19 protein-coding genes are annotated in these 17,418 nt (G+C 73.2%); 17 read left to right on the top strand and 2 right to left on the bottom strand.

Features of this window, described 5'->3' with window-relative positions; all coding sequences use genetic code 11:
* The first annotated feature begins 231 nt into the window (after window positions 1-231).
* The 7 genes from IRQ30_RS14540 to IRQ30_RS14510 are packed head-to-tail and all read left to right on the top strand — an operon-like array spanning window position 232 to window position 4,785.
* Complete coding sequence (locus tag IRQ30_RS14540) at window positions 232-1,479, top strand: TadA family conjugal transfer-associated ATPase (RefSeq protein ID WP_193613696.1); 1,248 nt, start codon at window positions 232-234, stop codon at window positions 1,477-1,479.
* The gene (locus IRQ30_RS14535) at window positions 1,479-2,333 is read left to right on the top strand and encodes a type II secretion system F family protein (RefSeq protein ID WP_193613694.1); all 855 of its coding nucleotides are present in this window, start codon (window positions 1,479-1,481) and stop codon (window positions 2,331-2,333) included. Before IRQ30_RS14540 ends, IRQ30_RS14535 begins: the two co-directional genes overlap by 1 nt.
* A complete protein-coding gene (locus IRQ30_RS14530; protein ID WP_193613693.1) occupies window positions 2,330-3,271 on the top strand; it encodes a type II secretion system F family protein in 942 nt (313 codons plus the stop codon). Before IRQ30_RS14535 ends, IRQ30_RS14530 begins: the two co-directional genes overlap by 4 nt.
* A 20-nt stretch (window positions 3,272-3,291) precedes the next feature.
* Window positions 3,292-3,486, top strand: coding sequence for a hypothetical protein (locus tag IRQ30_RS14525; protein ID WP_193613691.1), 195 nt, complete (start codon window positions 3,292-3,294; stop codon window positions 3,484-3,486).
* Window positions 3,486-3,890, top strand: a complete 405-nt coding sequence (locus IRQ30_RS14520; RefSeq protein ID WP_193613689.1) for a TadE/TadG family type IV pilus assembly protein — start codon at window positions 3,486-3,488, stop codon at window positions 3,888-3,890. Before IRQ30_RS14525 ends, IRQ30_RS14520 begins: the two co-directional genes overlap by 1 nt.
* On the top strand, window positions 3,887-4,333 hold the full coding sequence (locus IRQ30_RS14515) for a hypothetical protein (RefSeq protein WP_193613687.1): 447 nt from the start codon (window positions 3,887-3,889) through the stop codon (window positions 4,331-4,333). Before IRQ30_RS14520 ends, IRQ30_RS14515 begins: the two co-directional genes overlap by 4 nt.
* On the top strand, window positions 4,333-4,785 hold the full coding sequence (locus tag IRQ30_RS14510) for a pilus assembly protein TadG-related protein (protein WP_193613685.1): 453 nt from the start codon (window positions 4,333-4,335) through the stop codon (window positions 4,783-4,785). Before IRQ30_RS14515 ends, IRQ30_RS14510 begins: the two co-directional genes overlap by 1 nt.
* Here IRQ30_RS14510 and IRQ30_RS14505 read toward each other — a convergent pair.
* Window positions 4,729-5,559, bottom strand: a complete 831-nt coding sequence (locus IRQ30_RS14505; protein WP_193613683.1) for an SGNH/GDSL hydrolase family protein — start codon at window positions 5,557-5,559, stop codon at window positions 4,729-4,731. The genes IRQ30_RS14510 and IRQ30_RS14505 overlap by 57 nt on opposite strands.
* A gap of 144 nt (window positions 5,560-5,703) precedes the next feature.
* Between IRQ30_RS14505 and IRQ30_RS14500 the strand changes: the two genes are divergently transcribed.
* Entirely contained in the window at window positions 5,704-6,288 is a 585-nt protein-coding gene (locus IRQ30_RS14500) for a QsdR family transcriptional regulator (protein ID WP_193613681.1), read from the top strand.
* A 12-nt stretch (window positions 6,289-6,300) separates the two neighbouring features.
* Here the strand turns inward: IRQ30_RS14500 and IRQ30_RS14495 are convergent, their stop codons facing one another.
* Window positions 6,301-7,215 (bottom strand): LysR substrate-binding domain-containing protein, encoded by a 915-nt coding sequence (locus tag IRQ30_RS14495; RefSeq protein WP_193613679.1) that lies wholly within the window; start codon window positions 7,213-7,215, stop codon window positions 6,301-6,303.
* A gap of 135 nt (window positions 7,216-7,350) precedes the next feature.
* On the opposite strand from IRQ30_RS14495, the gene IRQ30_RS14490 reads away from it, so the two are divergent.
* The 9 genes from IRQ30_RS14490 to IRQ30_RS14450 all read left to right on the top strand — a co-directional run bounded on the left by IRQ30_RS14490 (window position 7,351) and on the right by IRQ30_RS14450 (window position 17,413).
* A complete protein-coding gene (locus IRQ30_RS14490; RefSeq protein WP_193613677.1) occupies window positions 7,351-8,574 on the top strand; it encodes a CaiB/BaiF CoA transferase family protein in 1,224 nt (407 codons plus the stop codon).
* The gene (locus IRQ30_RS14485; protein ID WP_193608245.1) at window positions 8,564-9,580 is read left to right on the top strand and encodes an ABC transporter permease; all 1,017 of its coding nucleotides are present in this window, start codon (window positions 8,564-8,566) and stop codon (window positions 9,578-9,580) included. The genes IRQ30_RS14490 and IRQ30_RS14485 overlap by 11 nt, the downstream gene beginning before the upstream one ends.
* On the top strand, window positions 9,577-11,121 hold the full coding sequence (locus tag IRQ30_RS14480) for an ATP-binding cassette domain-containing protein (protein ID WP_193613675.1): 1,545 nt from the start codon (window positions 9,577-9,579) through the stop codon (window positions 11,119-11,121). Before IRQ30_RS14485 ends, IRQ30_RS14480 begins: the two co-directional genes overlap by 4 nt.
* 40 nt (window positions 11,122-11,161) lie before the next feature.
* The gene (locus IRQ30_RS14475) at window positions 11,162-12,241 is read left to right on the top strand and encodes a sugar ABC transporter substrate-binding protein (protein ID WP_193613674.1); all 1,080 of its coding nucleotides are present in this window, start codon (window positions 11,162-11,164) and stop codon (window positions 12,239-12,241) included.
* Window positions 12,242-12,303: 62 nt separating this feature from the next.
* On the top strand, window positions 12,304-12,846 hold the full coding sequence (locus tag IRQ30_RS14470; protein WP_193613672.1) for a cupin domain-containing protein: 543 nt from the start codon (window positions 12,304-12,306) through the stop codon (window positions 12,844-12,846).
* On the top strand, window positions 12,843-13,973 hold the full coding sequence (locus IRQ30_RS14465; protein ID WP_193613670.1) for a zinc-binding dehydrogenase: 1,131 nt from the start codon (window positions 12,843-12,845) through the stop codon (window positions 13,971-13,973). The genes IRQ30_RS14470 and IRQ30_RS14465 overlap by 4 nt, the downstream gene beginning before the upstream one ends.
* Window positions 13,970-15,469, top strand: coding sequence for an aldehyde dehydrogenase family protein (locus tag IRQ30_RS14460; protein ID WP_338089712.1), 1,500 nt, complete (start codon window positions 13,970-13,972; stop codon window positions 15,467-15,469). Before IRQ30_RS14465 ends, IRQ30_RS14460 begins: the two co-directional genes overlap by 4 nt.
* A gap of 58 nt (window positions 15,470-15,527) precedes the next feature.
* Window positions 15,528-16,034 carry a hypothetical protein gene (locus IRQ30_RS14455; RefSeq protein WP_193613669.1) on the top strand — a complete coding sequence of 169 codons (507 nt, stop codon included), beginning with the start codon at window positions 15,528-15,530 and terminating at the stop codon, window positions 16,032-16,034.
* Window positions 16,031-17,413, top strand: coding sequence for a tripartite tricarboxylate transporter permease (locus IRQ30_RS14450; RefSeq protein WP_193613667.1), 1,383 nt, complete (start codon window positions 16,031-16,033; stop codon window positions 17,411-17,413). Before IRQ30_RS14455 ends, IRQ30_RS14450 begins: the two co-directional genes overlap by 4 nt.
* Window positions 17,414-17,418: the final 5 nt, after the last annotated feature.

Below are 17,418 nucleotides of genomic sequence, written 5' to 3'. Positions count from 1 at the left end.
AAGGTGCCGAGCAGGTCCGGCCACTGTGCACTCTGGCCCACGTAGCGGCCGCATGGGGCCAAATCTCCCGATCAGTGGGTGGTCTGGTCCGGACCCAGCCTCCCTGACGTGTCACATCCTCCTCAGAAGTGTGGTTCATCCACAGATTGGCGTCGGGGCATGGCGCAAGAGGCGAGAGCGGGCTTACCTTCGGCGCAGGAACCTGACTCGGGAACGGGGACCGTCGTGGCGATGACGCAGGCTGATGCGCAGGGTGCTTTGGTCGATGAGCTGGACGAGCACGTGCGCGCGCTCGTCCGCCGCGAGGGCGTGGACCCCCAGCGCGACGCGGTCGTCGTACGACGCATCGCTGAGAGCGTGGTGCGCGAGCACGACGAGCGGAGCCTGACCGGTCAGGTGGCGCCCGTGGCCGACGCGGGCGCTGTCGTGGGCGAGCTGGTCGCGCGGGTGTCGGGGTTCGGGCCGCTGCAGCCGTTCCTCGATGACCCCGCGGTCGAGGAGATCTGGATCAACGACCCGTCGCGGGTGTTCATCGCGCGGCACGGCCGGCACGAGCTGACCAACCTGATGCTCAGCCAGGGGCAGGTGTCCGAGCTGGTGGAGCGGATGCTCAAGTCCAGTGGCCGCCGCATCGACATCAGCCAGCCGTTCGTCGACGCGATGCTGCCCGAGGGGCACCGGCTGCACGTCGTGCTGGAGGGGATCAGCCGTGGCTTCTCGGCGGTCAACATCCGCAAGTTCGTGCTTCGTGCGGCGCGGCTCTCCGACCTGGTCGAGCTCGGCAGCCTGACGCCGCGGGCGGCGGCGTTCCTGGAGGCGTCGGTGCGGGCGGGGCTCAACGTCCTGGTCGCCGGTGGCACGCAGGCCGGCAAGACCACGATGCTCAACTGCCTGGCCGCGGCCATCCCCGGCGGCGACCGGGTGGTGTCGGCGGAGGAGGTCTTCGAGCTGCGCTTCCCGCACCCCGACTGGGTGCCGATGCAGACGCGCCAGTCCGGGCTCGAGGGCACCGGCGAGATCAAGCTGCGCGACCTGGTCAAGGAGAGCCTACGTATGCGGCCGAGCCGGATCATCGTGGGCGAGGTGCGATCGGAGGAGTGCTTGGACCTGCTGCTCGCCCTCAACGCCGGGCTGCCGGGCATGTGCACGCTGCACGCCAACAGCGCGCGCGAGGCGCTGGTGAAGATGTGCACGCTGCCGCTGCTGGCCGGCGAGAACATCTCGGCCCGCTTCGTCGTGCCCACCGTCGCCGCGTCCGTCGACCTGGTGGTCCACCTCGGCATCGACCACCAAGGCGTGCGCCGGGTCAACGAGGTCGTGGGCGTGCCCGGTCGGGTCGAGAACGACATCATCGAGACCGAGTCGATCTTCGAGCGGCGCGGGGGCGAGCTGCAGCGGGTCAACGGGATGCCGCCGCGCATCGAGCTCTACGAGCGGGCCGGCATCGACGTCCACCGGATCCTGGGTCAGGACCGCTGATGGGCGCGCTGGTCGGGCTGGGCGTCGGCATCGGGCTGATGCTGGTCTGGTCGGCGGTCTTCGTGCCCCGCCAGCCTCGTCACCCGTCGCGCGCCGACGGTCGGGGCGCCCAGCTGCTCGCGCGCGCCGGACTCGGCGAGGTGTCGCTGGCGGCGTTCGCCCTGCTGTGCCTGGTGTGTGGCGTCGTGGTCGCCCTCGTCATCCAGGTCGTGTCCCGCACGGCGCCCGTCGCCGTGGCGTTCGGTGCGATGGGCGCCTACCTGCCGGTCGCGGTGGTGTCGGGTCGGGCGCGACGCCGTCAGCGGGAGTTCGCCGAGGTGTGGCCGGAGGCGGTGGACAACCTGGCGTCCGCCGTACGTGCGGGGATGTCGTTGCCCGACGCCCTGGCGGGGCTGGCGGTGCGCGGGCCGGAGCCGCTGCGCGACGCGTTCGACGCGTTCGCGCTGGACTACCAGGTGACGGGGCGGTTCGGAGAGAGCCTCGACCGGCTCAAGGTGCGGCTGGCCGATCCTGTCGGAGACCGGGTCATCGAGGGGCTGCGCATCGCGCGGGAGGTGGGCGGGGGCGAGCTCGGGCGCCTGCTGCGGAACCTGTCGGGCTACCTCCGCGACGATGCCCGCACCCGTTCCGAGCTGGAGTCGCGGCAGGCGTGGACGGTCAACGGCGCCCGCCTCGCAGTCGCGGCGCCGTGGCTGGTGCTGCTGTTCATGTCGTTCCAGTCGGAGGTGATCCAGCGCTACTCGTCACCCGAGGGTGCCGTCGTGCTCGGCGTCGGCGCGGTCCTGTGCCTGGCGGCCTACCGGCTGATGATGCGCATCGGCCGCCTCCCCACCGAGAGGCGGATCCTGTCGTGACGCTGCTGCTGTGGGGCGCGGTGCTCGGGGCGCTGGCGGGCGCCGGCCTGGTGCTGGTCGGCTCCCGGGTGCGGGTCATCGGCCGCCCGCAGCTGGCGACACGGGTCCTTCCCTACGTGCGCGACCTGCCCCACGTCGGCCGGACGCCGGCGCTGCGGGTCGCGTCCAGCTCGCCGACGTCCGCCGCGGCCGGCGTCTTCGGGCCGGTGCTGCGCTCGATGGCCGACACCGTCGAGCGCGTGCTCGGCGGCTCGGCGTCCGTACGCCGCCGGCTCGAGCGGGCGGCGATCGACAGGACGGTGCACGAGTTCCGCAGCGAGCAGGTGCTGTGGGGACTGGCCGGCCTGGCGATCGTGGCCGCCTACGGACTGCTCAAGACGGTCACGGACCCCGGCGGTGCCGTGGGTCTGGTGGCGCTCTGCGGAGTCGGGTTCGCGGTCGGGGTGATCGCGCGCGACAACCGCCTCAGCGGCCAGGCGACCAGCCGCGAGCGGCGCATCCTGGCGGAGTTCCCGACGGTCGCGGAGCTGCTCGCGCTGGCGGTCGCCGCGGGGGAGAGCCCGGTCGCGGCGCTCGACCGGGTCGTACGGCGCAGCGGCGGCGAGCTGTCCGGCGACCTCGCCAAGGTGCTCGCGGCGGTGCGCACCGGCGAGCCGGTCTCGACCGCCTTCGACGCGATGGCGGCGGCCAGTGGGCTGTCGTTGGTGTCGCGCTTCGCGCAGGGCATCGCCGTCGCCGTGGAGCGCGGCACGCCGTTGGCCGAGGTCCTGCACGCCCAGGCCGCCGACGTACGCGAGGCCGGGCGTCGCGAGCTGATCGAGGTCGCCGCGCGGCGCGAGATCTTCATGATGGTGCCGGTCGTCTTCGTGGTGCTCCCGGTGACCATCCTCTTCGCCTTCTGGCCCGGCGTCGTGGGCCTCGACCTGACCACTCCTTGATCTCTCGGGAAGGACGCAACATGGAGAACCTCGCAGTACTGATGGCCCGCCTGCACGCCGCCCTCGCGGTGTCACGACGGCGCGACGAGCGCGGCGACGTGCCCGAGTGGGTGCTGGTCACCGTGATGTCCGCGGGCATCGTGGTGGTGATCTGGGGCGTCGCCGAGGGGGCGCTCTCCCAGATGCTGAGGGACGCGCTCAACTCGGTGAAGTAGTGCTCGCCCGGCTCCGGTCGCGCGGCGGGCCTCGGTCCGAGCGCGGTGCGGCCGTCGTCGACTTCGTGCTGGTGCTGCTCGTGCTGGTGCCGCTGTTCCTCGGCATCCTCCAGGTGTCGCTGGTCCTGCTGGTGCGCAACTCGCTCGCCGCCGCTGCGTCCGAGGGTGCCCGGCTGGCGGCGACCGCCGACCGCGATGCGGCCGACGGTGCAGCGCTGACCCGCGAGCAGGTCGAGGCGGCGATCGCCGGGCGGTACGCCGAGGACGTGACGGTCCGCCGGGTGATGGTCGACGGGGCGCCGGTCGTGGAGGTGACCATCCATGCGCGGGTGCCCGCGCTTGGGATCGGTGGTCCCGCGGTCGAGCTGGACGTGCAGGGGCACGCGGTCGAGGAGGCGCCGTGAGCGTGCGCCGTACGCGAGAGGAGGAGGGGAGCGCGGCGGTCGAGCTGGCGTGGCTCGGCATCCTGCTGCTGGTCCCGATGCTGTGGATCGTGCTGTCGGTCTTCGAGGTGCAGAAGGGTGCGTTCGGCACGAGTGCGGCGGCCCGCGCGGCCGGCCGCGCCTACGCGCTCGCGCCCGACGACGCCGAGGGCAGGCGTCGCGCCAAGGCCGCCGCGCGGCAGGCGCTCGCCGACCAGGGGCTGGGCGACGCGCCGCTCACCGTCACCGTCACGTGTGAGTCTGCGGGCACGAGCTGTCACAGCGGGGGAGCGGTGATCACGGTCCACATCGCCTCGCGCGTGGACCTGCCGCTGATGCCCGAGGTGCTGGGTGGTGACCGGCCGAGCTTCGCGCTGGACGCGACGCACACGGTGCCGATCGGGCAGTACCAGGAGGTGGAGTGATGGCCCGGCGCACGATCCGTCGTAGGCGCGACGAGCGGGGCTCCTCGATGGTGCTGATCATCGGCTTCGCCGCCGTCCTGGCGCTGGGCGTGGCCGTCGTGGTCGACGCCTCCGCGGCGTACCTCCAGCGCCAGGGCCTCGACACCCTCGCCGACGGCGCGGCCCTGGCCGGCGCGGACGCCGGCGCGACCGGCCGCGACGTCTACGAGGGCGGCGTGCCCGACGAGCGTCTCGAGCTCACCCAGCCGCAGGCCCGCGCCGCCGTACGCTCCTACCTGCGTGAGGTCGGCGCCTACGACAAGTACCCCGGCCTGTCCTACGACGTCGACGTCGACGTCACCCGGATCACCGTCGACCTGCGCGCCCCCGTCGACCTGCCGCTCAGCGTCCCCGGCTCACCGGACCGGCCGCTCGTCGGTGCCTCCGGGTCCGCCGTGGTCGAGCCCGAGTGAATCGGCGGCGGGTGCGACACGCATCAGCACCGGGCGCTTGGCGCTGCGGCCGTCACCCGACGACCGGCCGCGCAGACGCCGACCGATCCAGGGAGTGGCGTGGTGCGACCACCACGCGGCCTCGGTCCTGAGCGACCGCTGCGGCGGAGGTCCGGGCGGCGGGGACTGCCAGCCGGGCTCCACCTCGAGACCGAGAGCCTCAGCGGCGCCCGTCGCCAGCCGCTCGTGCCCGAGCGGCGAGAGGTGCAGCCGGTCCTCGGCCCAGGCGCGCGGGTCCTCGAAGACGGTGTCCGTCGTCGAGGTGAGCGGCACCACCCCGGACTCGTCGCACAGCCGCTGGTAGATCGCGTTGAGGCGCAGCCGGCGCGGAAGCGTCAGCCGCCCGGCCGGTGAGATCAACGTGATGTCGGGGATCGGGACGAACAGCACCTGCGCCCCCATGGCCCGGAAGGGGAGCACCAGATCGGTGAGCGTCGCTGCGAGCGCGTCGAAGTCGACGCGGGGACGCAGGATGTCGTTCATCCCGGCGGTGACCGTCACCACGTCCGGGGCGAGGGCCACGGCCGCCGCCAGCTGGCGATCACGGACCTGGGCCGCCTGGTAGCCGCGGACCGCGAGGTTGGCGTAGTCGCAGGAGGCGTGGTGGTCGGCCAGCAGGCCGGCCAGCCGGTCGGTCCATCCTCGGGCGGTGCCGTCGGGCCACGGGACGTCACCCACGCCCTCCGACAGGCTGTCACCGATCGCCACATAGGTCACCGCCGTGCTGGTCGTCATGGGAGCAGTGAGCCACCGACCTCCCCCGCTCGACAACCGTGCCCCACAAGGGCAGGGCGACGGCGGCGTCACGACGTGCCGGAGGCGGCGAATCAAGTGGAACACGATCGGCCACCCCTGCCCGGGGTGTAGTTGACTGGACCGGTGAGCGAGGTGGCCGGCCGGCAGGCGCGTCGCGGGTTCTCCGCGGGGGCCGACCGGGCGACCGTCGTGGCGCGGGCGGGGGAGATGCTCCTCGCGGGGGAGACGATCGACGTCCGCAGGCTGGCCGAGGAGTGCGGCGTCGGGCGCACCACGGTCTACCGGTGGTTCGGGAGCCGGAGCGGCCTCCTGGGCGAGGCTCTCTGGACGTTGGTGGACGGGGCCTGGTCGCACGCGCGCCGTACCAGCCCGGGCGCCGGCCCAGTTCACGTCCGGCAGGTGGTGGCGACGTTCCTGACGAGCGTCCGGGACTCCCCGCCGGCGGCCTCGCTGATGATCGACGAGCCGCGGCTCGCGGTGGTCTCCATCATGTCGCCCACCGGGTTCGTCCAGCGCCGCGCCGTCGCCAGGACCGAGCAGCTCCTGCACGACCACAGCCACCTGCCCGAGGACGAGGTCCGGGCGGTCGCCGAGATCATGACCCAGGTCGCGATGACGTACGTCTGGGCCCAGCTGCTCACGGGGGCCTCCGCAGACGTCGCGACGCCTCTCGCCATCATCGACCGGCTGCTGCGACAGACCCGCTGACCTCGTCCGGCGTCAGCCGACCGAGCCATCCAGGCGCGAGGCGATGAGGGCGCGCTCGACGTAGTCGGCGGCGGGTGAGCGGGAGCGGCCGGGGACGTAGGCGAGGCCGAGGGTGCGGTCGACCGTGGGGTCGACGAGCTCCGCGGACTCGAGCCTGGCGAAGGCCATGAGCGGGAGCACCTGGGCGGGGGCGGCGGCGACGCCGAGGCCGGCGGCGATGAGGCCGGCGATGACCGCGATGTTCTGGGCCTCGACGGTGGTCGCCGGGGCGACGCCGACGCGGGCGAAGGCCTCGTCGGTGAGGGCCCGGAGACTGCTGGCGCTGCCGAAGGTGACGACCTGCTCGTCGGCCAGCTCGCGCCAGGTCACGGACTCGCGGCCGTGGAAGGCGTGGTCGGAGCGGAAGGCGACGTGGAACCGGTCCTGGAGCAGGGGGCGGAAGGCGACGCCCTCGGGCAGGTCGTCGGGGACCGTGATCGCGAAGTCCACGCGGCCCGCGACCAGGAGGTCGACCGCGAGGTGGGCCAGGGTGTCGGTGATGTCGACGACGACGCCGGGGTTGTCGCGACGTAGGTCCGCGACCAGGGGCGGGAGCGCCGTGGCCGCCACCGAGGGGAGCGCGGCCACGCGGACGACGCCGCCGAGGCCGTCGCGGAACAGCGCGAACTCCTGCATGCCCTGCGCGTGGCCGTCGAGGAGGCGGCGGGCGATGCGGACCAGCTCCTCGCCCACCGGGGTCAGCACCACGGAGCGGGTGGTTCGCTCGAAGAGCCGCGCGCCGATGCGCCGCTCGGCGTTGTTGACCGCGCGACTCAGCGCGCTCTGGGACAGGTGGGAGGCCTCGGCGGCGTCGGTGAAGCTGTGCGCCTCGGCCACCGCGAGCACCAGGTGCAGCTCGCGCAGGCTCAGGTCGGGTCCCTCGGTCACACGCCGACACTAATGCAACAGGTGCATGGATTCGTGCAAAACGGCCAGTGCGGACACATGAATGGTCGTCCTAGCGTGATGGCCGTCACGGAGCCGGACGGGCTCCGACCCGCTTGACGACCCGAGAGGATCCCCATGGCGCAGCAGAGCCCCGCGACGGCGTCGGCCACTCCCACCACGGAGCGACCGACCGCGGAGTTCCGTCCGCTGGAGGGCCTGCGGGTCCTGGACTTCACCCGGGTCCTGGCCGGTCCCTACGCCACCATGAGCCTCGCCGAGCTGGGCGCCGACGTCGTCAAGATCGAGATGCCGGGGGTCGGGGACGAGACCCGCGCCTGGGGTCCGCCGTTCGTCGACGACTCCAGCGCCTACTTCCACGCCATCAACCGCGGCAAGCGCAGCGTCGTCCTCGACCTCACGACCGACGAGGGGCGCGAGCAGGCCTACGGGCTGATGGAGACCGCCGACATCGTGGTGGAGAACTTCCGCCCCGGCGTCACCCACCGCCTCGGCATCGATCCCGAGCTGGTCACGGCCCGCTTCCCGCACCTGGTCTACGCCTCGATCACCGGCTTCGGCACCGACGGCCCGATGGCCGACCACCCGGGCACCGAGGTGATCATCGAGGCCGAGTCGGGCCTCATGGGCGTCACCGGGATCGACGGCGGCGAGCCGGTGCGCTTCGGCGTCGCGATGGTCGACATCGCCACCGGCCTGGCCATGATCAACGGCATCCTCGCCGCGCTGCTCGAGCGCACCTCCACCGGCCGCGGCCGCCGCGTCGACGTCTCGCTCTACGCGACCGCCGTCAGCGCGCTCGGCACCGTCATCGCCAGTACGTCGGCAGGCGGCGGCACGCCGCGCGCCTGGGGCAGCGCGCACCCCTCGATCGTCCCCTACCGCGCCTTCGCCGCCGCCGACGGTCACGTCGTGCTGGGCGCCACCAACGACGCGATGTTCCAGCGGCTGCAGACCGCGCTCGACCTCGACGAGGCGCTGGGCCGTGAGGCCTGGCAGGGCAACGCCGGCCGCGTCTCCGAGCGCGACGAGCTCGAGGCCGCCGTGCAGGAGCGGGTCGCGGAGCTGAGCCTGGACGAGGTCCTGGAGCGGCTGCGCCGTCACCGCGTGCTCGTCGCGCCCGTGCTGATGCCGCACGACGCGGCCCGCAGCGCCCAGGCGACGGCCCTCGACCTGGTCGACGACGTGGACGGCGTCCTGATCACCCGCTCGCCGCTCAGCACCAACGGCACCCGCCGGCTGGGGCGCGCCCCGGGCCTGGGGGAGCACACCGCCGAGATCCTCGCCGAGCTCGACGCCACCACCGCGCACCAGGGGAAGGACACCGCCGATGTCGACTGAGAGCCTGTCGAAGACCCCGGCGCCGACGTCGTCGACGACCGAGGCCGGACCCGAGCGGACGCCGGCCTGGCGCCGCGCGGTGACCAACCGGCCCGCCATCGCGGTGCTGTTCCTGGTGCTGCTCGTGGGCTACTTCCACCTGCGCCTGCCCGAGACCTACCTGACGAGCGAGAACCTGAAGTCGGTCCTCGTGCAGCAGTCGGTGCTGCTTGTCCTCGCGCTCGGCGTGACGTTCGTGCTGGTGATCGGGGAGTTCGACCTGTCCTTCGCCTCGACGCTGGCGCTCGCCGGCGCGGTGAGCATCCTGCTGATGTCGGACCACGGGCAGTCGCCGTGGGTGGCCGCGGGCGCGGCGATCCTGGTCGGCGCGGGCGTGGGCGTCGTCAACGGCATCGCCGTGGCCTGGGGCCGCGCGCCGGCGTTCATCGCCACGCTCGCCGCCGGCTCCGCCGCGACCGGCCTCGAGCAGCTGATGACGGACAACAACACGATCGCCGAGAACATCCCGATCGGCTACCTCGACCTGACGCTGACCGAGCGGTTCGGCCTGCCGGTCTCCACGTGGATCGCGCTCGCGCTGGTCCTGCTCAGCATCTTCCTGGTGTCCTACACGACCTTCGGCCGCAAGCTGCGCGCCACCGGCCTCAACCCGACCGCCGTCTCGCTCGCCGGGATCTCGGTCAGCCAGGTGCGGCTGGCGGCGTTCGTCGCGCTCGGCCTGGTCGCCGGCCTCGCGGGCGTCTACGTCACCTCGCAGGGTGGCTCGTACTTCCCCAACAGCGGCGCCGGCCTGCTGCTGCCGCCCTACTCCGCGGTGTTCCTCGGCGCGGCCATCGTCGGGCGCGGCCGCTTCGGCCCCGGCGCCACGCTCTTCGGCGTCGCGTTCATCGCGCTGCTGGAGCGCGGGCTGACGATGATGGACCAGAAGGCCGCGGTCATCCAGCTCATCGAGGGCGCCGTGCTGCTCGCCGCGGTGGTGCTCGCGCGCCAGGAGCGCAAGCAGTGAGCGCCCCCGCCACTCCCGTCACCGCCGACACTGCCGGGCAGGAGCTGCTGCGCGCCGACGCGGTCGTCAAGCGCTACGGCCCGGTCACGGTGCTGCGCGGCGCCTCGCTCGACGTCGTCGCCGGACGGGTCGACGGCCTCATCGGCCGCAACGGCGCCGGCAAGAGCACGCTGGTCAACGTCCTCGCCGGACGCGTCCACGCCGACGGCGGCCGGGTGCTGCTCGACGGGCGACCCGTCGACCTGCGCACGCCCGCCGACGCGCTCGCGCACGGGATCGTGGCGGTGCCGCAGGAGATCGTCATGCCGATGGACATGACCGTCACCGAGGTCGTCACCTTCGGCGCGGAGCCCGGACGCGGCGGCGTGCTCGCCCGTCGTACGGCGGAGCGCCGGGTGCGCGAGCTCACGGAGGGCCTCGGCCTCCCGATCGACGTCCGGGCGCGGGTGCGCGACCTCCCGGTCTCCTGGCAGCGCGTCGTGCTGCTCGCGCAGGCGCTGCACCGCGAGGCACGGGTGCTGATCCTCGACGAGCCGACCGCCGCCATGAACGCCGACGACAGCGCGCGCGTGCTGTCGGTCGTGCGCCGGCTGCGCGACCGCGGCCTCGGGATCGTCTTCATCAGCCACCGCTTCGACGAGGTGCAGGAGGCCTGCGACCGGGTCACGGCGCTGGCCGACGGCGAGGTCATCGACGTCATGGACGGCGCCGAGGTCACCCACGACCGGCTGGTCGCCGCCATCACCGGGCCCGAGAGCGCGATGCCCAAGCCGCGGGTGCCCGACACCGCGGCCGTCGTCGCCCTCGACGACCACGCCGGCGCCCTGCAGGCCCGCGACCTGAAGGGCGAGCGCCTCGACGGCCTCGACCTCGACGTCCGGCCCGGCGAGGTCGTCGGCATCGCCGGCCTGCCCGGCTCGGGCGTCGCCGAGGTCTTCGAGCACCTCGCGGGCCGCCGCCGCGCCGCCTCCGGCAGCATCCGCGTCGGTGAGCGCACCGTGACCTCGGAGCGCTCCGCCACCCGCCTGGGCATCGGCCTGCTGCCGGCCTCGCGACGCTCGGCGGCGATGACCACCGAGCCCGTGCTGGAGAACGTCGCCCTGCCGGCACTCGCCGCGTGCGGGCGCCGCGGGGTTGTCTCGACCTCCTCCATCCGCCGCCGCTCGGCCGACATCGTCGACCGCCTCTCGCTGCGTCCGGTCGCCGAGCGCCGGATGGGCCAGCTCTCCGGCGGCAACCAGCAGCGCGTGCTGGTCGCGGCCAAGCTGCTCGCCGGCCCCCGCTTCCTCCTCCTCGAGGACCCGACGGTGGGCGTCGACATCGCCGCCCGGGCCGAGCTGCACGCGCTCCTGCGCTCGCTCGCGGCCGAGGGGCTGGGGCTGCTCGTCGGCTCCAGCGAGCCCGAGGAGCTGCTGGAGATCTGCGACCGCGTCGTCGTGCTGCGCCGCGGCCGGGTCGAGCTGACCAGCCGGGCCGAGGACCTGTCCGAGTACGAGCTTGTCGGGGCGATGACCGGGAGTGCCCCTGCCACCACGGGCTGATCGACCGAGACGCCCTTTTCATCTGACACAGGAGATCGACATGCAGGGAACGTCCAGGAGCCGGGTCAGGACCGCGCTCGCAGCACTCACCGCCCTCTCGGCCATGGCGGCGCTCGCAGGCTGCGGCTCGTCCGAGGACGGCGGCGGCGGTGGCGGCGACTCCGCCGGCGGCGGCATCGAGGGCAAGACCATCGGCTGGGTCGACGGCACGCTCGCCGGCTCCTACCAGCAGCGGCTCTACCAGGCCGGTGAGGCCGCGGTGGAGCACATCGGCTGGGAGATGAAGACCGTCGACACCCAGGGCGACCCGGCCAAGGCCGCCTCCGGCGTGTCCAGCCTGGTGACCTCCGGCGTGGACGCGATCGTCATGTCCGCCGTCACCCCCTCGACCGCCCGCGCCGGTCTGCTGCAGGCCAAGGCGAAGGGCATCCCGGTGCTGATGGTCGGCTCGGCCGTCGACGACAGCCTCGACGAGGACCTCGGCCTCACCTACATCGGCGAGGACGAGGAGGGCCTGACCGGTCCCCTCGCGGAGCTGATGCTCGAGCAGCTGAAGCCGGGCGACCAGGTCGGCATGCTGACGACCACCGCCCTCGCCTCGGCGGTGCAGCGCACGGAGGCCCTGACGGAGGTGCTCGAGGAGGCCGGCGTCGAGGTCGTCGAGCCGCTCGAGACCGGCTTCGACTTCAGCGCTGGGCAGAAGAACGCCGCGACGCTGCTCAACCAGAACCCCGACCTCGCCGCGATCGTCCCGATCTTCGACCTGTGGACCGCCGCGACGCTGAGCGCGATCAAGTCCGCGGACCGCGAGGACGTCAAGGTCTACTCCTACTACTCCGACGCCATCAGCACGCCGCTGATGCGCAAGAACCCCGACCTGGTGCTGGGCCTCGCCGACGGCGACATGATCTCCAGCCCGCTGGTCGCCATCGACAAGCTGCTGGCCTACTTCGACTCCGGCGCCGAGATCACCGACGAGGGCGCCGAGGACTACGAGTACGTCGTGGTGACCCAGGACAACCTGCCCCCGGGCGAGCAGAACGGCCCGGTCTCCCAGGACGAGGCGCTCGCGCCGTTCCTGGAGAAGTGGGCCGACGAGTACGACGTCGCAGCGGAGTGACCCCCTGCGACCAGCCGGGCGGCGCACCGCGCCACCATCAAGCACTGCACCGAGGAGGAACGATGACGAGCCGACGACGCATCATCACCGGCCACACGGCCGAGGGGGAGTCCCGGGTCGCGAGCGACCGTCTGGTCGACCCGCTCACCTCGCCCGGGCTGCCGGGCGTCGAGATGCTGTACCTGTGGGGCACCGACGAGCCCCGCACCTACCCCGACGACGGCGAGGAGCCGCGCTGGACGCAGCACTTCCCGCCCGTCGGGGGTCTCCGGTTCGTCACCTTCACGCTGCCGCCGGCCGGCTTCGAGGCGCCCGAGGGCGCCGACTCGGAGGAGGCCCAGGCCCACGCCCGGGCCTCCTTCCCGGGGCTGCTCGAGACCTACCGGGACGACCAGCCCGGCATCCACACCTCCGACACCACCGACGTGGCGATGGTGCTCTCGGGCGAGGTCGTGCTCGGCACGACCGACGGGGTCGAGACCGTGCTGCACGCCGGTGACACCGTCGTGCAGAACGGCACCGCCCACAGCTGGACCAACCGGTCCGACGCCCCGGTGGAGATGCTGTTCGTGCTCTCGGGCGCCCGGCGGGAGGGCGACGCATGAGCGCCGGGACCGGCCGCGCGGCCGTCATGAGCGACTACGGCGCCGACTTCGAGGTGCAGGAGTTCCCGACGCCCACGGCGACGGCGGGCCAGCTGGTCGTGGAGATCGAGACCGCCACCGTGTGCGGCTCCGACGTCCACGCCTGGCAGGGCCACCTCGCCCTACCCGTCGACCCGCCGCTGATCCTCGGTCACGAGATGACCGGCCGGATCGTGCAGATCGGCGACGGCGCCGAGGTCGACAGCGTCGGCCAGCAGCTGGCCGTCGGCGACCGCGTCGTCTGGGCCCACGTGCCGTGCGGCCACTGCCACGAGTGCACGGTGGAGCGCCAGCCGGTGCTCTGCTCGAAGCGCTTCATCGCCTACCTCACCAGCTGCGCCGTGCCGCCGCACTTCACCGGCACCTTCGCGGAGTACGGGGTGGTGCGCGCGGAGGCCGGTCGGGTGCGGGTGCCCGACGCGGTCGAGTCCGGCTGGGCCTCGGCGGGCAGCTGCGCGCTGCGGACCGTCGTACGGGCCATGTCGCTGGCGGGACCGATCGACACGACCGACACCGTCGTCGTGCAGGGGGCCGGACCGCTCGGCCTCTTCGCGACCGCCATGGCCTCGCTCCACGACCCGCGCAAGCTGGTCGTGGTCGGTGGCCCCGATGACCGGCTCGAGCTGGCGCGGGAGTGGGGCGCCACCGACACGGTGCTCGTCGACCCGGCCGGCGACCCCGCCGACCGCATCGAGGAGGTGCTGCGCGTGACCGGCCGCGGCGCCTCGGTCGCCTTCGAGCTCGCCGGCGCTCCCGGCGCCGTCTCCGAGGGCGTGGCGATGATGGCCCGCAACGGCCGCTACGTCGTCATGGGCACCCTCGGCGGCGACCCGCAGCCGATCAACGTCGCCACCCTGGTGACCCGCGGCATCACGATGGTCGGCTCGATGAGCGGCGAGATCGGCGACTACCACGTCGCCATGCAGCTCCTCGAGCGCTACCGCGACCGCTTCGACTGGAGCCGGATGCTCGGCAACGCCTACGGCCTGCACCAGCTGGCCGACGCCATGGCCGCCATGCGGCGCATGGAGGAGATCAAGCCGGTGATCGACCCGAGACTGCACCCCACGCGAGAGGACCACACGTGAGCACGCACACGACCGAGGCGGGCCTCGGCTCCCTGCACGACGCCCTGCAGGACCACGACGCCGCGCTGCCCGAGCGCTTCCCGCTCGACATCGGCGGCGAGCTCCAGGACCCCGAGCACTGGAACGACGACCTGGACCCGGCGACCACCGACGTCCTGGCCAGCGTGGGCACCGCGTCCCCGGCCGAGGTCGACCGGGCCGTCGCCGCCGCGCGTGCCGCCGCCCCGGCGTGGGCCGCGCTGGCGCCGTCCGAGCGCGGCGCGCGGCTGCGTCAGCTGGGCGCGCTCGTGCGCCGCGACGCCGAGGTGCTGGCGCGTCTCGAGACCCGCGACACCGGCAAGCCGCTCGCGCAGGGACGGGCCGACATCACCGCGGCCGCCCGCTACTTCGAGTTCTACGGCTCCGTGATCGAGGGCTTCCTGGGCGACTCCATCCCGCTCGGGCCACGATCGCTGGCCGTCGTCGAGCGCGAGCCGCACGGCGTCACCGCCCACATCGTGCCGTGGAACTACCCCGCGCAGATCACCGCCCGCTCCGTCGGCGCGGCCCTCGCGGCCGGCAACGCGACCGTCGTCAAGCCGGCCGACGAGGCGCCCCTGGTGGCGCTGGCCTACGCCCGGCTGGCGCGCGAGGCCGGCATCCCCGCCGGCGTGCTGAACGTCGTGCCCGGCGGCGCCGAGGCCGGCTCCGCCCTGACCGCGCACCCAGACGTCGACCACGTCTCCTTCACCGGCTCCGTCGCCACCGGGCGCGCCGTGGCCCGCGCCTGCGCAGACCGCGGACGCCCCTCCCTGCTGGAGCTCGGCGGCAAGTCCGCCCACCTGGTGCTCGAGGGCGCCGACGTCGAGCGCGCCGCCCCGGTCATCGCCCGCGCGCTGCTGCTGCACGCCGGCCAGACCTGCACCGCCGGCACCCGCGTCATCGTGCACGAGTCGCTGCACGGCGAGCTCGTGCGCGCGCTCACGCCGTACTTCACGGACGCGACGATGGGCCCCGGCCTCGGCGACCCCACCGTGGGCCCGGTCGTGTCGGGACCGCAGGCCGAGCGCATCGGCGGCTTCGTGGAGAGGGCCACCGACGCGGGCGCGCGGATCATCGCGCAGTCCCCGACGGTCGACGGCCTGCGCGGCTACTTCGTGGCGCCGACGCTGTTCGACGAGGTCGCCCAGGCCACCGAGCTGTTCTCCGAGGAGGTGTTCGGCCCCGTGCTGGCGGTGACCACCGTCGGGTCCGACGTCGACGCCGTCACGGCCGCGCACAACAGCCGTTACGGGTTGTCCGGCGCGGTGTGGTGCCGCGACATCGACCGGGCCATCCGCACGGCGCGCTCGCTCGACGTCGGCCAGGCCTACATCAACGGCTACGCCCCCGGCGGCGGGGTCGAGCTGCCGTTCGGTGGCTCGCGCGACAGCGGCTACGGCCGCGAGAAGGGCGTGGAGTCGCTGCGCGAGTTCACCCGGACCCGCACGTTGTTCGTCGACGTCGCCGGGGCCTGAGAGCCCGCGCCACCCACCGTCCGCAACCGTCCACGTTCGAGACTCCGCAGGAGACACGTTGAACGACCCATCAGACCGTCGCGCCCAGACACAGGACGACTCCCACCTCGTCGAGGTCTGGGGTGACACCGTCGACGAGCGGCACGTCAAGATCGCCGTCGCCCTCGGGGTGCTGCTGAGCGTCCCGTCGTTCCTCGGCGCCCGCGAGCTCTTCACGTCCACGATGGACAACCAGGACCTCGCCCGCACCTACGCGATGCTCACCGGACTCGCCGCCTGCCTGGTCGCCGCCGTCATCTCGGCGCGCCTCTTCGAGCCGAAGCGCATCGTGACCGAGCGCCAGCTCGACCCGGAGGAGCAGATCGCGGCGGCCATGGAGCTCGCCCAGCTGCCCCTCGGCCTCGGCACCCTGGACGCGCTCAGCGAGTCCGAGCAGGAGGAGATGCGCCGGCTCGGGCTGTACGACGTGTTCGCCGAGGCGGAGCGGCGCACGGCCGCGCAGGCCGCCGGCGACGACGTGGACGCCGGGTCTGCCGCCACGAGCCCCCGGGGAGGCACGGCATGAGCCTCGAGGTGCTCGACGGCCTGACCGCCGCGCTGCTCGCCGGGCTCGCCGGTGCGGTGATCTTCTCGTTGCTCGGCCTGGTGTCCGGCACCGACGAGACCGCCACGCTGGCGCCGCTCACGCTGGCCGTGGTGCTGCTGGGCGTCCCACCGGCGGGGGTCCTGACGTTCTTCATCGCCGGGGCCGCGGCGAAGCACATGACCCACGCGGTGCCGACGACGCTGCTCGGCATCCCCGGCGACACCATGGCGATCGCGGTGATGGAGGAGGCCACCTACCTGCGCCGCCTGGGCGTCCCGCACGTCGCGCTGCGCAAGATGATCTCCGCGGCCCTCATCGCGGCGCTGATCGCCGTGCCCGTGGCGGTCCTCGCCGCCAGCCTGCTGGCGAACGTCGCCGACGACCTCCGCGAGGTCGTGCCGTACCTCTTCCCGGTGATCGCGATCGCGATCGCCTACCTCTCGCGAGGTCGCTGGGCCTCCGTCCTGGCCCTGGTGCCGCTCACCGCCATGATCACCGGGCTCAACAGCTACGTGCTGTCCGAGACCGGCAAGACGCTGGCGATCAGCTTCTTCGTGGGCCTGGCGATCGGGCCGATGATCATCGACCTCGTCGGCCTGTCCTCGCCCCTGACCCGCCAGTCGCTGGTGCGCGACCGCCGCCCGACCTTCTGGCTCGCCCCCGAGGCAGCGGAGCCGGGCCGCCGACGGATGCCGAACCCGCTCACCGTGCTCAACCGCAAGGAGACCCGGGACACCGCCGTCGCCGCCACCGTCACCAGCCTGACGTTCGTCGTCAGCCCGCTGGCGATGGCCATCCTGGTCGGCGACGTCGTGGGCTCCCGCGTCAAGCACGCCTACCAGCGCCTGACCCGGGTGATCTCGGTCCGCAACGGCGTCACCGACTCCACCTACCTCGCCGAGACGCTGATCCCGCTGGTGGCGATCGGCCTTCCGCTGAGCCCGATCGCGGCCGGGGCCGCCGCCCCGCTGTTCAACGCACCGCCGGTCTACACCGTGGGGGGCGACGGGGTCGAGCTGAACAACCTGCACACGATGCTCACCGCGCCGCAGTTCCTGATCTTCGGTCTCGTCGGCGTCGTGCTCGCGGGTCTCGTCGCCTACCCCCTCACGGTCCGCTACGCGCGCGGTGCTGCGCTCTTCGTGGCGCGGCGCCTGAGCCACGAGGCAGTCATCGGGGCCTTCGCCGGTCTCGTGCTCGTCGTGGCGATGTACGAGGGCGGCTTCTACGGCGTCATCGTGATGCTCACCGTCGGCCTGATCGGCGGCATCCTGAACAAGGTGATCGGCATGCACGTGGGCGTCCAGTGCATGGCCTACTACGTGTCGGTGCTCTCCGTGCCGGTCCTGCTCGGGTGAACGGC

The sequence above is a fragment of the Nocardioides lijunqiniae genome, from assembly GCF_015024225.1.
Lineage (GTDB): Bacteria > Actinomycetota > Actinomycetes > Propionibacteriales > Nocardioidaceae > Nocardioides > Nocardioides lijunqiniae.
The sequence above is the reverse complement of the archived record's forward strand: the minus strand, read 5'-3'. Positions and strand labels throughout refer to the sequence as shown.

What these genes read in the sequence shown, in the direction of transcription:
- IRQ30_RS14505 (WP_193613683.1), bottom strand. Translation starts at nt 5,559, where the DNA reads ATGACGACCAGCACGGCGGTGACCTATGTGGCGATCGGTGACAGCCTG.
- IRQ30_RS14465 (WP_193613670.1), top strand. Translation starts at nt 12,843, where the DNA reads ATGAGCGCCGGGACCGGCCGCGCGGCCGTCATGAGCGACTACGGCGCC.
- IRQ30_RS14535 (WP_193613694.1), top strand. Translation starts at nt 1,479, where the DNA reads ATGGGCGCGCTGGTCGGGCTGGGCGTCGGCATCGGGCTGATGCTGGTC.
- IRQ30_RS14490 (WP_193613677.1), top strand. Translation starts at nt 7,351, where the DNA reads ATGGCGCAGCAGAGCCCCGCGACGGCGTCGGCCACTCCCACCACGGAG.
- IRQ30_RS14475 (WP_193613674.1), top strand. Translation starts at nt 11,162, where the DNA reads ATGCAGGGAACGTCCAGGAGCCGGGTCAGGACCGCGCTCGCAGCACTC.
- IRQ30_RS14470 (WP_193613672.1), top strand. Translation starts at nt 12,304, where the DNA reads ATGACGAGCCGACGACGCATCATCACCGGCCACACGGCCGAGGGGGAG.
- IRQ30_RS14540 (WP_193613696.1), top strand. Translation starts at nt 232, where the DNA reads ATGACGCAGGCTGATGCGCAGGGTGCTTTGGTCGATGAGCTGGACGAG.
- IRQ30_RS14525 (WP_193613691.1), top strand. Translation starts at nt 3,292, where the DNA reads ATGGAGAACCTCGCAGTACTGATGGCCCGCCTGCACGCCGCCCTCGCG.
- IRQ30_RS14450 (WP_193613667.1), top strand. Translation starts at nt 16,031, where the DNA reads ATGAGCCTCGAGGTGCTCGACGGCCTGACCGCCGCGCTGCTCGCCGGG.
- IRQ30_RS14485 (WP_193608245.1), top strand. Translation starts at nt 8,564, where the DNA reads ATGTCGACTGAGAGCCTGTCGAAGACCCCGGCGCCGACGTCGTCGACG.
- IRQ30_RS14510 (WP_193613685.1), top strand. Translation starts at nt 4,333, where the DNA reads ATGGCCCGGCGCACGATCCGTCGTAGGCGCGACGAGCGGGGCTCCTCG.